Origin of the sequence: Aeromicrobium sp., from assembly GCF_023146395.1 — a bacterium.
Taxonomy (GTDB): Bacteria; Actinomycetota; Actinomycetes; order Propionibacteriales; family Nocardioidaceae; genus Aeromicrobium.
Window position 1 is genome coordinate 139,632 of sequence record NZ_JAGLCD010000002.1, and the last position, 15,030, is coordinate 154,661.

Here is a 15,030-nt window from a genome sequence, read left to right on the forward strand (position 1 = left end):
GGCGGGCGGTTCGGGGACGGATCTCGCGGGGTCTCAGGCGTGGATGCGGCGCGCGGTGGCTTCGAGCTCGGCGGCGTGTCCAGCGGCGCGGGCGGGGAGGTCTCCGGCGCCACCGGCCTCGACCGGGGCGTCGCCGATGCCGATCACGGGCCAGTGGGAGCCTGCGGCCGTGACCGCACGGTGCTTGACGTCGTAGTACCCGTCGGACACCGAGATCGCGACCCCGCTCGCGCCGACCGCCGCGGCGAGGAGGTGCGGGTGGTAGCGCGTCGAGATCCACCGCTGACCGGGTCGCGCCGGCAGGCCGTGCGCCATGACGTCGCCGAAGGAGTGGAACTGGTGGTCGCCGAACCGCTCCTCGAGGGCGGCACGGACGTAGCCGTCGACGGGCGGGTTGGCCTCGACGACACCGTACGCGCCGTCGGTCACGCCCCACGACTCCATCAGGTCGCCGACCGTCGCCGCGAGCTCGTCGGCGCGCTCGTGCCCGTCGCCCTGGGCGAGGACCATGACGTCGGGTCCGCTGGTGCGCTGGTCGACGTGCTGGTCGACGCCCCCGAGCCAGACGTCGTCGGCCCCGAGCACCGACCCCGGCAGCACCGCGACCGATTCCGGGTCCCGCACGGTCGCGACCTCGAGTCGGGGTCCGAGCTCGGCGTACCGCTGGCTCAGGCCGGTGAACGCAGGGGTCAGCCCGGCACCGCTGACCGCCAGCCGCGCGTCGGTGTTGACGCCCAGCCAGTGCATCGTCGCGAGGATCGACGCGGTGTGGTTGCCGTGGGCGTTGACGAAGCCACCGCCGAGGACGTGCACGACATCGGCGCTGCGGAGTGCGTCGAGCCCGGCGAGCCACCGCGGAGCGCGCCACGGCTCGGCGAGGACCTGGTCGACGTGGGCCGCGACGGACTCGGGCGTGCCCTGGTCGGCCTCGAGCCCCAGCCGGTGCGCGGTGTCGACCACCACGAGGCGCGGGTGTTCGTCGTGGAGCAGAGCGGCGGCGCCGCCGGGGTTGAGGACGTCGAGCCAGACCTCGTCGCGCGGACGGTGCTTCGCGAGCCAGCGCAGCCAGCCACGGGTGATCGCCTCGTCGCCGAAGTTGGGGTGCCCGGCCACACCGATCAGATAGGTGCGGCGACGTCGTCGCCCGTGCGCGCGGAGCATGTTCGGAGCGTATCGGTCAGGGTCAGCCGATCATCGGCTTGTCAGGGCCTCCTGCCAGGAGTACACCGCGCGACCCGACGGTAGGTGGACCGGCATCAGGTTGCGCGTCGCGGCTCCGAACACGACGAGTGACGCGTCGTACGAAGCTGCGCCGACGGTGACGTCACCCTCGAGCGGCTGGCCATCCATCGTCTCTGCGAGGGACTCGACCTCCTGCGTCGAGAGATCGATACGCACCAACGCTCCCCCGGACTCGCCCGCGGGTCCACCGAGGATCAGGTGCCTGCTGTCCCCGGAGAATGCCGACGAGGCATTGCCGATGCTCAAGGTGGGTACGTAGTCCCTGAACGGGTGGACGACGTCGGAGTCGAGCGCGAAGATCTCTCGCCCATTCGTGACCCACGCTCCGTCCGGGCTGATTTGGGAGCCCCCGTAGCTCAGTTTGAGCTCCTCCAGGGCGTTGGACTCGCGCTCCCACAGGTACTCACCCCCCAGCGAGAACACGATCCGGTCGCCGTTGTAGGAGAGATCGACGAAGTTGGCGAAGTACTCGGTCGTCGGGATCGACGTCGTCGCCCCGGTGGCAAGATCGACCCGCACGACCGTGATGGTGGAGTTCGCGGTGACCACGGCCATGGCGGCCGTCGAACCGTCACCGGAGATCGCGCCGCGTGTGACGCCGCTCGGCCCCGAGGTGGCCGGACGCGGAATTCGTGTCGTCGCGCCGGTCGTCAGGTCGTGGAGGTACATCTCCGAACCGGTCACACCGGGGACGATGTCACTGAAGTTCGAGGCAAAGGCGACGTACCGCCCGTCGTCGGTGATGCTGGCGTGCACTGACTGGAAACCCGTCTGCGGCAGTGGGGAGGTCGAGGCGTCGAGCTGTCGCAGCTCGCCGGTGACGAGGTTGCCGGCGTAGATTCGCCGTCCCGTGGAACCCGTGTCGAGGAGGTCATCCGTCCCCGCGAAGGCCACCCAGGTGCCATCGGCCGACAGCACGGGCGAGTCCCACGAGTCGAGCAGCCGCTGGTACGGCCCGAACGGAGCAAGGTCCATGCGGGAGAGGAAGGCCGCCATCTGCTCGCGGAGCACCGGCTGGGACGGGCGGAAGGTCCCGTCGGGGTAGCCGGTCGAGATACCTTGGTCGGCCAACCAGACAATCGCCTCGTAGAAGGCATGGTTGGTCGCGACGTCGCGAAACGGTGAGGTCGCCGGGAGATCCGGGACGGCCGGGGAACCGGCGTACCGCCACAGGAATGCGGCCATCTGCTCGCGGAGCACCGGCTGCGCGCCGCTGAACTGCGGTCCGCTCGGTGTGGCGTACCCGGTGGAGATGCCGGTGCCGGCGAGCCACTCCACGTGGTCGAAGAAGGTATGACTCGGAGCGACATCGGTGAACGAGGCGCCGTCCGAGTCGGTCGAGTCCTCACTCGCGTAGCGGTACAGGAATGCGGCCATCTGCTCGCGGAGCACCGGCTGGGACGGGCGGAAGTCGAGGTAGTCGTCCTCGCGCTCATAGCCGGTACTGATTCCGGTAAAGGCGAGCCATGCGATGTCGTCCGCGAACACGTGCGACGCATCGACGTCCTCGAAACCGGTGTCGTACCACGCCTGCTGCGGCCCGCCGATCCGATCGGGTTCCGCCCTCTCCGCCGAGGCGGAGAGGGTGCCGACCAGAGCGGTGAGCAGGACCAGGGTGGTCGTCGCGAGCAGCGAACGTCGGCGCATGGGGCGTCCTTCCGAGACAGGGCGTCGCCGCGAATGTAGAGGTCGCGGGGTCGGCGCAGGGTGGAAACGGGCAAAGTGCCAACACCGGTTCACGTCCGTGACACACGCTCCACCTAGGCTTCTGGGGTGGACTGGAACGAGTACGACGCGGCCCTCTTCGACCTCGACGGCGTGATCACGCCGACTGCCGAGGTGCACATGCGTGCCTGGTCGAGGATGTTCAACGAGTTCCTCACCGCCCGGGGCGTCGACGCGGAGTACACCGACGTCGACTACCACCGCTACGTCGACGGCAAACCGCGCTACGACGGGGTGCGCTCGTTCCTGGAGTCGCGGGGCATCACGCTGCCCGAGGGCACCCCCGACGACCCGTCCGACGCCGAGACCATCGGGGGTCTGGGCAACCGCAAGAACGACGTCTTCCTGCAGGTGCTGCACGACGAGGGCGTCCAGGCGTACCCCGGCTCCCTGCGCCTGGTCGAGGCGCTCACCGCGGCCGGTGTCCGGCGTGCGATCGTGTCGAGCTCGCGCAACGCGCCGGCCGTGCTCGAGGCTGCCGGCATCACCGACCAGTTCGAGCTGATCGTGCACGGCGGGGTCGCCGCCGAGGTGGGCCTGGCGGGCAAGCCCGCGCCCGACACGTACGAGTACGCCGCCGACCAGCTCGGCGTCGCGCACCAGAAGGCCGTCGTGCTCGAGGACGCCCTGTCCGGGGTCGAGGCGGGCGCCGCCGGTGACTTCGGTCTCGTCGTGGGCGTGAACCGTGGCGCCGGGGCCGACGCACTGCGCGACCATGGAGCCGACATCGTCGTCGACGACCTGGAAGAACTGCTGCCATGAGCCCCTCGCACGAGGCACCCCCGGTGCACGAGTACCTCGACCGCACCCGTTTCCCCGTCGACGAGTGGCGCCTCGTCGAGCGGCGCTACGACGCCAGCGACCTCGGCGTCACCGAGACGCTGTTCGCGGTCGGCAACGGCTACCTCGGCCTGCGCGGCAATGTCGAGGAGGGCCGCGACTCCCACGCGCACGGCACGTTCCTCAACGGCTTCCACGAGACCTGGCCCATCCGGCACGCCGAGGAGGCCTACGGCTTCGCCCGCGTCGGGCAGACCATCGTCAACGCCCCCGACGCCAAGGTCATCCGGCTCTACGTCGACGACGAGCCGCTGCTCCTGCCGATCGCCGACATCCTCGAGTACGAGCGGTCGATCGACTTCCGCGAGGGCGTCCTGCGCCGTGAGGTCGTGTGGCGCAGCCCGTCGGGCAAGCGGGTGCGGATCCGCTCGAGCCGCATGGTCTCGTTCCAGCAGCGCCACCTGGCGGTCATGACCTTCGAGGTCACGATGCTCGACTCCGCCGCGCCGGTCGCAATCAGCTCGCAGATCCTCAACCGTCAGGACGGTGAGGACGAGTACCACGTGCGGGCCAAGTCGATGGGCGAGGGCGTCGACCCGCGCAAGGCGGAGGCGCTCGAGCGCCGCGTGCTCGACCCGCAGCACAGCCGCGGCAGCCTCGAGGACGGCCGGGTCGAGCTCGGCTTCCGCACCCACGACAGCGGCATGACCCTGGCCGTCGCGGCCGACCACCGGCTCGAGACGGCCAACCGCAGCACGACCCAGATCACGGTCGAGGACGACCTGGCCAAGATGACCTTCCGGGTCGACGCCCAGCCCGGCGAGCCCATCACGCTGACCAAGGTCGTGGCGTACCACACCTCGCGCGGCGTGCCGGTGCGCGAGCTGGTCGACCGGTGCCGGCGCACGCTCGACCGTGTCCGCGAGGACGGCCTCGAGCAGCAGCTGGACGACCAGCGGGCGTGGCTCGACGACTTCTGGGCCCGCTCCGACGTCGAGATCCCTGGCCAGCCCGAGGTGCAGCAGGCCGTGCGCTGGAACCTGTTCCAGGTGCTGCAGGCCTCGGCCCGCGCCGAGGGCAACGGCATCCCCGCCAAGGGCGTCACCGGCTCGGGCTACAGCGGGCACTACTTCTGGGACACCGAGATCTACGCCCTGCCGTTCCTGACCTACACGACCCCGCGGATCGCCCGCTCGGCGCTGCGCTTCCGGTACACGCTGCTGGAGTCCGCCCGTCGGCGGGCGCGCGAGCTGGCGCAGCAGGGCGCGCTCTACGCGTGGCGCACGATCAACGGTGAGGAGGCCTCGGCCTACTACGCGGCCGGCACGGCGCAGTACCACATCGACGCCGACATCTCCTTCGCCCTGGACAAGTACGTGCAGGCCACGGGCGACACCGACTTCCTGGTCCGCGAGGGCATCGACATCCTGGTCGAGACGGCCCGCATGTTCGTCGACCTCGGCTTCTGGCGCTCGGAGGAGGACGGCTCGTTCCACATCCACGGCGTCACGGGCCCCGACGAGTACACGACCGTCGTCAACGACAACCTGTTCACCAACGTCATGGCGCGTTTCAACCTCGCGAGCGCCGCCGCGTCGGTCCGCGAGCTCGCCGCGCGCGACGGCCTGGAGTACGACCAGGTCGTGCAGCGCCTCGGCCTGACCGACGACGAGGTCGCCTCCTGGGAGCAGGCCGCCATCGACATGGCGATCCCCTTCGACGAGCACCTGGGCATCCACCCGCAGGACTTCCACTTTCTCGACCGTGAGGTGTGGGACCTCGACAACACCCCGCTCGACAAGCGCCCCCTGTTGCTGAACTACCACCCGCTCGTGATCTACCGCTTCCAGGTGCTCAAGCAGGCCGACGTCGTGCTGGCGCTGTTCCTGCAGGGCGACCAGTTCACGCCGGAGCAGAAGCGGGCCGACTTCGAGTACTACGACCCGATCACGACGGGCGACTCGACGCTGTCGGCCGTCGTCCAGTCGATCATCGCGGCGGAGGTCGGGTACGCCGACCTCGCGTATCGGTACTTCCTGTCGGCGCTGTACGTCGACCTCGCCGACCGTCACGCCAACACCTCCGACGGCGTGCACGTCGCGTCCACGGGCGGTGTGTGGAGCGCGCTGGCCTCCGGCTTCGGCGGCTTTCGCGACCACGGTGGCGAGTTCACGATCGACCCGCGCCTGCCCGAGAGCTGGCACGAGCTGACGTACCGCGTCACGCTGCGGGGCACGCGGGTCCGGGTCACGGTGCGCGACTGCGAGGTCGAGCTCGTGGTCGAGGACGGTGAGAGCGCCGAGCTCTCGGTGCGGGGTGAGCCGCTCGTCGTGAAGATGGGCGCGCCCGTCACGGTCGCGCTGCGCGATCAGGGTCCGCGCCTGGCCGGCCAGCCGAAGCCGGTCCCCGGACGCCAGCGCGGCGACGGGTCGGTCATCACCGCCACGGTGCCCGGCACCTGACCGAGCCCCGGGATTTCAGGCAGAACGCCAGACATCGGACGGCGGGTCCGTCACAATCGGGGCATGTTCACGGTGTCCTGGCGCTTGGCCGACGGCACAGCCGGCGGCGTCGAGGTGCGCGGGCGTGACCGCTTCAGCTTCGGCCGCCAGGGCTGCACCGTCGAGCTCGACCTGCCCGGACTGAGCCGCGAGGCGCTCGTCGTGCGCGACACCGCTCCCGGGCCGGTGGTCTTTCGGGGACAGCGCGACAACGGCGCGTTCGTGGCGCTCGTGACGCTGCTGGGTCAGCGCCGCTGGCTCGAGGAGGGCACGGCCGCCAACCTGACGGCCGACGCCAACCGGGTCGAGCTGCACCTGGCCGGGGAGGTCGTGTTCACGGCTGACATCAGCTTCGGCATCCGGCCGCGGACCTTCGAGCGCCTCCTCCCCGAGAGCGCCACCCCCGCCTAAGCCTCCCCACCACCCGAGGGGCGGTGAGTCCTCCACCCGAGACGGTGAGTCCTCCACGCTCTGAGCGCTGAGGCGGTGGATCACCCACCGCCCCTACGGGCGCGGTGGAACACTCACCGCCCCTCGCTGGTGGGCGGGGCGGCGTGGGTCAGCCGCGTCAGACCGACGAGGTGGGCACGACCGGTACCCGCACCAGCACGACGCCGGGGCGGATCTCGGCGGTGATCTCGGTGCCGTCGCCGACGGGGTCGCCGTCGAGCTGCATCGGTGTCGACGACCCGGCCGTGATGTGCACCGTGCGGCCGGTGAACCGGGCGAACCGCTCGGTGTTGCGCTTGCGGCGGGTGATGACCTTCCACGCGATGCCGAGCCAGCCGAGGAACCGGCGCGGCGCGAGCACCACGACGTCGAGCTCGCCGTCGTCGATCACGGCCTCGGGAAGCAGCGGGATGCCGGCCTGCAGGAAGCCGACGTTGCCGATCACGACGGTGCGGGCCCGCATCTTGACGGGCTCGGCGTCGTCGACCGTGATCGTGACCTTCATGCCGGGGAAGCGCAGCGCCTTGATGCCGGACACGAAGTACGCGAGGTATCCGACACGCTTCTTCAGGTCGTCGTCGACACCGGTCATGATCATGGCGTCCATGCCGAGACCGGCCATGACCAGGAAGGACGTGTCGACCCCGGAGTCGGTGCGGTAGCGCGCCAGGTCGATGGCCTTGTCCTGGCCGCCGAACGCGACGTCCAGGGCGTCGCGCCAGTTGAGGGGGATGCCGAGGTTGCGGGCCAGGAGGTTGCCGGTGCCGTGCGGGATGACCCCGATCGCCACGCCCGTGCGCGCGGCTTCCTCGCACACTGCGCGGACCGTGCCGTCGCCCCCGGCGGCGATGATCAGGTCGACCCCGGCCGAGAGGGCCTGCAACGTCTGGCCGTAGCCCGGGTCCTCGACCGTCGTCTCGAACCAGAGCGGCTCGCTCCAGCCGTGCGTGGCCGCCGCGGTCCGAACCCGCGCCTTGAAGGCCTCGACCTCGCCGACCTTGGAGGGGTTGAGGATCACCGCGGCCTGGCGTGCGCCGGTGCCGGTGAGCATCGCGAGCTCCGACGGCAGACGGGTGGCGTCGGTCGCGATCAGGATCCAGAGCGCCAGGGTCGCGCCGGCGCCGAACGCCAGGCCGGCGACGACGTCGGTGGGGTAGTGGACGCCGAGGAGCACGCGGCTGGCGGCGACGGCGACAGCGAGGAGCGACCACACCGTGATCAGGAGGCGGCGCTTCGCCCCGCGGCCGGTCGTGATGATCGTGAGCAGGGTCGCGATGACGAGCAGCATCCCCGCGCCGGCGGAGTGGCCCGACGGGAACGACCAGCCGCCGATGTCGTGCAGCTCGCCGAGCGAGGGCGGGCGGGGGCGCTCGACGAGCGACTTGAGGGCCGGGTTGCCGAGCAGAACCACGAGACCGCTCGTGACGATCCACGTGGCGATACGCCACTCGCGGCGCCACGCGGCCCAGCCCGCGACCAGGATCAGGACGAGCACGACCGGCCCCGTGGCGAAGGCCGCGGCGAGCGCCTCACAGACGCGCAGGAGCCAGGTCGTGTCTGCGGTGAGGGCGACGGCATCCAGGGAGACGGCGCGGTCGAGATCGCCCAGCGGGTCCCAGCCCGCCGCGACCTCGATCGTCAGCAGGACCAGCAGCAGGGCGAGGCACGCCAGCACGACCGACAGCACTCCCCCCCGGCTCGGCTCGGCGCGGCGCAGGTCGACCGACACGTGTTTCCTCCCCTGGCGCGCCCGGTGCGTGCCTCGGCAATCGTAACGGCGGGGCTCCCGAGCGGCCGTGCCCCGGGATCCGGTTCGGCCCGCCGGGGCAGGGGTTCGCCCGGCCGATACGCTGACCGGGTGATCGATCCCCGCCTGCTCCGTGACGATCCTGACGCCGTGCGCACGTCGCTGCGCCGACGGGGCGAGTCGCCCGACAAGGTCGACGCCCTCGTGGCCGCCGACGCCGCCCGTCGCTCCGCGATCGCGCAGTTCGAGGCGCTGCGCGCCGAGCAGAAGCAGATCGGTCGCCAGGTCGCCCAGGCCTCGGGTGACGAGAAGACGGCCCTGCTCGAGCGCACCAAGGCGCTCAGCGCGCAGGTCAAGGAGGCCGATGCCGAGCAGGCGCGGGCCTCCGAGGAGTTTGACGGTCTGCTCCGCTCGCTGCCCAACCTGGTCGCGCCCGAGGCACCCGAGGGCGGCGAGGACGACTTCACGGTCCTCGACGTCGTCGGCACCCCCCGCGACTTCGCGGCCGAGGGGTTCACGCCGCGCGACCACCTCGAGATCGGGCAGCTGCTCGGCGCGATCGACATCGAGCGAGGCGCGAAGGTCTCCGGCTCGCGCTTCTACTACCTCACGGGCGTGGGCGCGATGCTCGAGCTCGCCCTGGTGCAGCTCGCGATGTCGACGGCCCAGAAGTGGGGCTTCACCCCGATGATCCCGCCGGCGCTGGTGCGCTCGCGGGCCATGGAGGGCACCGGCTTCCTCGGCCAGGCTGCCGACGACGTCTACCACCTCGAGAAGGACGACCTCTACCTCGTCGGCACCTCGGAGGTGCCGCTCGCGGCGTACCACTCCGACGAGATCCTCGACGCATCCTCGCTGCCGCGCCGGTACGCCGCCTTCAGCCCCTGCTACCGCCGCGAGGCCGGATCGCACGGCAAGGACACCCGAGGCATCTTCCGCGTGCACTGGTTCGACAAGGTCGAGATGTTCACCTACACGACCCTCGAGGAGTCCTACGCCGAGCACGAGCGCCTGCTCGGCTGGGAACGTGAGTGGCTCGACGCCCTCGAGCTGCCCTACCGCGTCATCGACGTGGCCACGGGCGATCTCGGCTCCTCGGCCATCCGCAAGTTCGACTGCGAGGCCTGGGTCCCGACGCAGGAGCGCTACCGCGAGGTCAGCTCCACCTCCAACTGCACCGAGTACCAGGCGCGGCGTCTGGACATCCGGGTGCGCGGCACTGCGTCCGACGGAGGGGGGAGCACCGGTCCGGCCGCCACGCTCAACGGCACCCTCTGTGCCATGACCCGCACGATCGTGGCGCTGTTCGAGAACGGTCAGCAGGCCGACGGCTCGGTCGCTCTGCCGAAGGCGCTGCACCCGTTCCTCGGCCCGGTCCTGAAGCCGGTCGCATGAGCGACTGGCGGCCCCGGCTCGTCGCGCTGGACGTCGACGGCACGCTCGTCAACGGGCGCAACGAGATGAGCCCGGTCGTGCGCGAGACCGTGCGCGCGCTGCGGGAGAAGGACATCGAGGTCGTCATCTCCACCGGACGCTCGGTGCCGGGCGTCATGGACACCGCCGACAAGCTCGGCTTCGAGCGGGGGTACGCGATCGGCAGCAACGGCTCGCTCGTCTTCACCTACCGGCCCACCGAGATGCTGCGGGCCGTCACGTTCGACGCCTCCGAGGCCGTGCGGTCGATCCTCGACCGCATGCCCGACGTGCTCGTGGCGGTGGAGGAGGTCGGCGTCGGCTACCGCGTCAACCGGGCCTTCCCGTCCGACGAGCTCGGCGGCACCATCACGGTGCAGAGCGTCGAGGAGCTCATCGGGGAGCCGGTCACGCGCGTCATCATCCGCTCGCCCGAGCACAGCACGGAGGAGTTCCGGGAGGTCGTGACCGATCTCGGTCTGACCGACACGAACTACTACATCGGGTACACCGCGTGGCTCGACATCGCCCCGATGGGCACGTCGAAGGCGTCCGGCCTCGACTTCCTGTGCGACCACCTGGGCATCGCCCAGTCCGACGTGCTCGCGGTCGGTGACGGCAACAACGACATCGAGATGCTGACGTGGGCGGGCCGTGGTGTCGCGATGGGTCAGGCGCTCGACGAGGTCATCGCGGTCGCCGACGACGTCACCGGATCGATCGACGACGACGGTGTCGTCGACGTGCTCCGGCCGTACCTCTGACCCGCGCCGCCCCGAGGTGCCGGGGCGGTCGAGAACGCCTGGTCAGCCGACCTGCATGAGGCGCCGGCCGGACTCCAGGTCGTCGAACGCGTCGAGCACCTGGTCGACGCTCGGCACCAGGACGACCAGGTCGGTGACCTCGGACCCGGCCTGCTGCCGCGCGCGGCGCAGGTGGCGCTTGATCGTCGACGTGGAGCAGCCCAGACGCTCGGCCAGCTGCTGGCACGTGTCGTCGGGGTGCGACTGACGCGTCGCGAGCACCGTGGCGTGGTCGACCGGTCCCCCGCCGAGCCGGGCCGCGCCGAAGCTCGCGATCTCCGTGTCGGCGACCGAGACGCCGAGCCGGCGACGCAGGTCCTGGCGGTCGGACTCGGTGGTGCACGCCACGAAACCGGAGACGTTGACCTCCACGACCGCCCGGTACAGGCAGTCGGTGAAGATCGGGCAGGCCGCGCAGCGACGGTGCGCCTCGGCACGCTTGCGCGCGACCTCGCGCCGCATCGCTGCGGTCAGGCCGTGTCTCCCGAGTGGCGTCTCCAGCGCGTCGTCGAGAAAGGTCATCGGGTCGTCTGCGCACGCGGGTACGACAGAATCATCGACGATGGTCATGGGCTCCCTCTTCCCTGAACCGATCGAACGACGGTGACTCTACAGGTACATCCCCCCGCTGGCGCCGTTTTCGCCGGTTTGGTGACCTTGGGCACCGGAGGGGTCGTTTGACGCCGGTAGCGCCAGTCGCATGGTCTGGAGCTGCGACTGGGCCTGCACCTGCTGGGCGTACAGCGCGGCCTGGATCCCGTGGAAGAGGCCCTCGAGCCACCCGACGAGCTGGGCCTGCGCGATCCGGAGCTCACCCTCCGACGGCGACGCCGCCTCGAACGGGCGGCTCAGCCGGGACAGCTCGTCGACGAGCTCGGGCGCCAGGCCCTCCTTGAGCTCGGTGATCGACTGCTCGTGGATCTCGCGCAGTCGGGCGCGGCTCGCGTCGTCGAGCGGAGCGGCCTTCACCTCCTCGAGGAGCTGACGGATCATGCCGCCGATGCGCATGACCTTGGCGGGCTGCTCGACCAGGTCGGTCAACGGTGTCGTGGAGGACTCGTCGTCCTCCGGGACCGCGACGGGACTGCCGTCGGGGCCGATCGTCATGGGTGTCTCGCTCATGCTCCCACCCTAGGACGGCGGCGGAACCACCTGCTGGTCGAGTGGGTGAGGGCGGTCGCGCCCGAACCCGTGGGGGTACCTCCCAGGACGAAGTCCTAGGGGGAGCGAGACCCGGTCAGCCCATGGTCGACGTCCGGGTCAGGTGCGGGGGTCTCGATACGGCCGCTCGCAGAGCTCGCACCCACTCGACCACCGGGTGGTTCGGCCCGGCGTGGTTGATCCTCCCCGACCACCGGGTGGTGCGGCCCGGCGTGGTTGCTCCTCCCCGACCACCGGGTGGTGCGGCCCGGCGTGGTTGCTCCTCCCCCTACGGCAGGAGGACCAGCTTGCCGATGTGCGACGACGCCTCCATGACGCGGTGCGCGTCGGCCACCTCGTCGAGCGCGAACGTCTGGTGCACGACGGGCCGTAGCGCGCCGCTCTCGACCCACGGCCAGGCGTGCTCGACGAGGTCGGCCATGATCGCGGACTTCTCCTCGCTCGGGCGTGCCCGCAGCGAGGTGGCCGCCACCGAGGCGCGCTTGGTGAGCAGGACCCCGAGGTTGAGCTCGGCCTTGACCCCACCCTGCATGCCGATGACCACGAGCCGCCCACCCGTGGCGAGAGCGCGGACGTTCTGGTCCAGGTACTTCGCGCCCATGTTGTCGAGGATGACGTCGGGGCGGAGGTCCTGCGCCGTCAACGCCTCCACGAAGTCCTGCTCGCGGTAGTTGATCGTGGCGGCGGCGCCGAGGTCGCGGCAGAACTGCGCCTTCTCCGGTGAACCGACCGTCACGACGACGCGTGCACCGTGAGCCACGGCCATCTGGATCGCCGTGGTGCCGATGCCGCTGCCACCGCCGTGGACCAGGAGCGTCTCGCCGGGACGCAGCCCGGCGTGCATGAACACGTTCGACCACACCGTGGCCGCGGTCTCCACGAGCCCGCCGGCGGCGGCGTCGTCGAGCGCCGAGGGACGCGCGACGACCTGGCCGGCCGGAACCGCGACGTGCTCGGCGTACCCGCCGCCGGCCAGGAGGGCCACGACGTCCTGCCCGACCCGCGCAGCATCGACGCCCGCGCCGACGGCGACGATCGTGCCGGCAGCCTCGAGCCCGAGCACGTCGGTGGCGCCCGGCGGGGGGTTGTAGAAGCCCTGCCGCTGCAGCACGTCGGCGCGGTTGACCCCCGCGGCGACCACGCGCACGAGCACCTCGCCCTCGGCCGGCTCGGGCACGGGGTGCTCGCCCACCACGAGGGCGTCGGCCTCGCCCGGGTCGGGGACGGTCACGGCGCGCATCAGGTCAGGGATCGTCATGGCTGCGACGATAACTCGGAGCCCGCTAGCGTGGGCCTCATGGACGTCCGCCTGGTGCAGCTCGCGGCCGGGATCGACCCGGCGGAGAACCGCGATCTGGTCGACGCAAGACTCGGGGCCATCGATCCCGGGGCCTCGCTCGTCGTGCTGCCCGAGGCCACCATGACCGACTTCGGTCCGACCGACCTGGACCTGGCGTCCTTCGCCGAGCCGTTGGACGGGCCGTTCGTCGCGCTCCTGGCCCGCCACGCGCGCCGGATCGGCGCCACCGTGGTCGCGGGCACCTTCGAGCCGAGCACGGCCGAGCTCGGCGCGGAGGCCCCGCCCTTCAACACGCTCGTGGTCGTGGCGCCGGACGGCACGCTCAGCGCGACCTACCGCAAGATCCACCTCTACGACTCCTTCGGGTACCGGGAGTCCGACCGGCTCTCCCCGGGGACGATCGAGCCCGTGGTCGTCGACGTCGCGGGCCGCCGGCTGGGCCTGATGACGTGCTACGACCTGCGGTTCCCCGAGCTCGCGCGACTCCTGGTCGACGCGGGCGCCGACACCCTGGTGGTGCCGGCGGCGTGGGTCGCCGGCGAGGGCAAGCTGCACCACTGGCGCACCCTGCTCGCGGCGCGCGCGATCGAGAACACGGTGCACGTCCTCGCCGCCGCCCAGGGTGGTCGCCGCTACACCGGGCACTCCCTGGTCGCCGACCCGCAGGGTTCTATCGTGGTCGAGGCCGCCGAAGGCGACGAGACGCTGTCGGCGGTGCTGGACCCCGAGGAACCCGGACGCACGCGCTCGACCAATCCGTCGCTCGCGAACCGGCGCATCGACCGACCGCGAGGAGACGCATGAGCGAGGCCACCACCGGCCGTCGTCGCCTCGACGACTCCGTCCCGGCGGAGTACGACCAGCCGGTCCGCGCGCCTCGTCTGGAGTCACGGCGCTCGGCCGCCACGATCGGCGCCGTCGTCGCCCTCGCCGCGCTCGTCGGCCTGGTCGGCAGCCTGCTGTCGGTCCTGGCGATCGACGTCCCGGTCGCGGTCTACCGCCCCTCGGCCGCCCTGCTCACGATCGCGCTGACCATCGCTCTGGTGCACCGAGCCGGTGGGCACATGCGCATCTGGGTCAGCCTCGTCTCGGTCCTGTGCGTCGCCGCAGCCGCGACCGAAACGGCCGGTCTGATCGCGGCCGCCGCTGCCGCGACGGGTGTCGTGGGCGCCGTGCTCGCGGTCGTCCTGACCCGCCCCAGCGAGGGCGTCGCGTCGACGCTGAAGGAGTTCGTCGTCAGCGTCGGGCTCGCGCTGAGCGGCGCGGCCGGCGTGGCTGCGTGGAACGCGCAGGTCAACGCCGTGATGTTCAGCGTCGCGGTCATCGGCATCTCGCTCGGCGTCGTGATCGGCCTGGTCTGGTCGCTCGGCGAGGGCCTGCACGGGCTGGGTCGCCGCCACCTGGCGATCCTCGCGGTCGTGGCCACGGGTCTCCTGCTGCTGGTCGTCTACACGTATGCGGTCCGCAGCTATGGATCGACCTCGGTCATCAACGCGATCGACGACGCGATCTTCCAGGCCCGCACCACGATCGGCGGCATCCCCCGCCCGGTGCAGGCCTTCGCCGGATTCCCGGCCCTGGTGGTCGGACTACGGCTGCGCTCGCAGCGTCGTGAGGGCTGGTGGGTCCTCGTCTTCGCGGTCCTCGCCACGAGCTCGGTCACGACCTCCTTGGTCTCGCCCTCGGCCTACCCGTCGTACATCGGGCTGTCGGTCCTGTACTCGGCCGTCATCGGCTTCGCGCTCGGCTGGCTCGCCTCGCACTACGTGCTCGCCCCCAGCACGCAGCGTTCGGCGCGCCGGGTCGAGTCCACGCGCCGGGTGGAGCCGTCGCGCTGGTCGGGCCTGCGCTGACGGTCTCAGTGGGTAAATGAGAGACTGAACCTCGTCCGGACGCCTCGGTGACCGG

At 71.2% G+C, this 15,030-nt stretch carries 13 protein-coding genes; 7 read left to right on the plus strand and 6 right to left on the minus strand.

What is annotated here, in order from left to right; genetic code table 11:
- Positions 1–33: 33 nt before the first annotated feature.
- Together KAG51_RS01680 and KAG51_RS01685 are read right to left on the minus strand one after the other, a co-directional pair.
- Positions 34–1,161: a polysaccharide pyruvyl transferase family protein gene (locus KAG51_RS01680; protein ID WP_290579959.1), complete on the minus strand. Its 1,128-nt coding sequence runs from the start codon at positions 1,159–1,161 to the stop codon at positions 34–36.
- A 30-nt stretch (positions 1,162–1,191) separates the two neighbouring features.
- A complete protein-coding gene (locus KAG51_RS01685; RefSeq protein WP_290579961.1) occupies positions 1,192–2,889 on the minus strand; it encodes an S-layer homology domain-containing protein in 1,698 nt (565 codons plus the stop codon).
- A gap of 126 nt (positions 2,890–3,015) precedes the next feature.
- Between KAG51_RS01685 and KAG51_RS01690 the strand changes: the two genes are divergently transcribed.
- From KAG51_RS01690 to KAG51_RS01700, 3 genes are all read left to right on the plus strand, one after another.
- The gene (locus KAG51_RS01690) at positions 3,016–3,729 is read left to right on the plus strand and encodes a beta-phosphoglucomutase family hydrolase (protein WP_290579963.1); all 714 of its coding nucleotides are present in this window, start codon (positions 3,016–3,018) and stop codon (positions 3,727–3,729) included.
- Positions 3,726–6,209: a glycosyl hydrolase family 65 protein gene (locus KAG51_RS01695; protein ID WP_290579964.1), complete on the plus strand. Its 2,484-nt coding sequence runs from the start codon at positions 3,726–3,728 to the stop codon at positions 6,207–6,209. Before KAG51_RS01690 ends, KAG51_RS01695 begins: the two co-directional genes overlap by 4 nt.
- Positions 6,210–6,272: 63 nt before the next feature.
- Positions 6,273–6,659, plus strand: coding sequence for a hypothetical protein (locus KAG51_RS01700; protein WP_290579966.1), 387 nt, complete (start codon positions 6,273–6,275; stop codon positions 6,657–6,659).
- A gap of 157 nt (positions 6,660–6,816) precedes the next feature.
- Here KAG51_RS01700 and KAG51_RS01705 read toward each other — a convergent pair whose 3' ends face one another.
- Positions 6,817–8,427: a phosphatase PAP2 family protein gene (locus KAG51_RS01705; RefSeq protein ID WP_290579968.1), complete on the minus strand. Its 1,611-nt coding sequence runs from the start codon at positions 8,425–8,427 to the stop codon at positions 6,817–6,819.
- A 129-nt stretch (positions 8,428–8,556) separates the two neighbouring features.
- On the opposite strand from KAG51_RS01705, the gene serS reads away from it, so the two are divergent.
- Together serS and KAG51_RS01715 are read left to right on the plus strand one after the other, a co-directional pair.
- Entirely contained in the window at positions 8,557–9,840 is a 1,284-nt protein-coding gene (gene serS / locus KAG51_RS01710) for a serine--tRNA ligase (protein ID WP_290579970.1), read from the plus strand.
- A complete protein-coding gene (locus tag KAG51_RS01715; protein ID WP_290579972.1) occupies positions 9,837–10,622 on the plus strand; it encodes an HAD family hydrolase in 786 nt (261 codons plus the stop codon). The genes serS and KAG51_RS01715 overlap by 4 nt, the downstream gene beginning before the upstream one ends.
- 42 nt (positions 10,623–10,664) lie before the next feature.
- Here KAG51_RS01715 and KAG51_RS01720 read toward each other — a convergent pair whose 3' ends face one another.
- From KAG51_RS01720 to KAG51_RS01730, 3 genes are all read right to left on the minus strand, one after another.
- A complete protein-coding gene (locus KAG51_RS01720) occupies positions 10,665–11,183 on the minus strand; it encodes a WhiB family transcriptional regulator (protein ID WP_290579974.1) in 519 nt (172 codons plus the stop codon).
- Between the two features lie 87 nt (positions 11,184–11,270).
- Positions 11,271–11,783: a bacterial proteasome activator family protein gene (locus KAG51_RS01725; RefSeq protein ID WP_290579976.1), complete on the minus strand. Its 513-nt coding sequence runs from the start codon at positions 11,781–11,783 to the stop codon at positions 11,271–11,273.
- A 307-nt stretch (positions 11,784–12,090) separates the two neighbouring features.
- Complete coding sequence (locus tag KAG51_RS01730; RefSeq protein ID WP_363316129.1) at positions 12,091–13,080, minus strand: NAD(P)H-quinone oxidoreductase; 990 nt, start codon at positions 13,078–13,080, stop codon at positions 12,091–12,093.
- A gap of 39 nt (positions 13,081–13,119) precedes the next feature.
- Between KAG51_RS01730 and KAG51_RS01735 the strand changes: the two genes are divergently transcribed.
- Both KAG51_RS01735 and KAG51_RS01740 read left to right on the plus strand, forming a co-directional pair.
- Positions 13,120–13,926: a carbon-nitrogen hydrolase family protein gene (locus KAG51_RS01735; RefSeq protein WP_290579977.1), complete on the plus strand. Its 807-nt coding sequence runs from the start codon at positions 13,120–13,122 to the stop codon at positions 13,924–13,926.
- On the plus strand, positions 13,923–14,975 hold the full coding sequence (locus KAG51_RS01740; protein WP_290579979.1) for a hypothetical protein: 1,053 nt from the start codon (positions 13,923–13,925) through the stop codon (positions 14,973–14,975). The genes KAG51_RS01735 and KAG51_RS01740 overlap by 4 nt, the downstream gene beginning before the upstream one ends.
- Positions 14,976–15,030 lie beyond the last annotated feature (55 nt).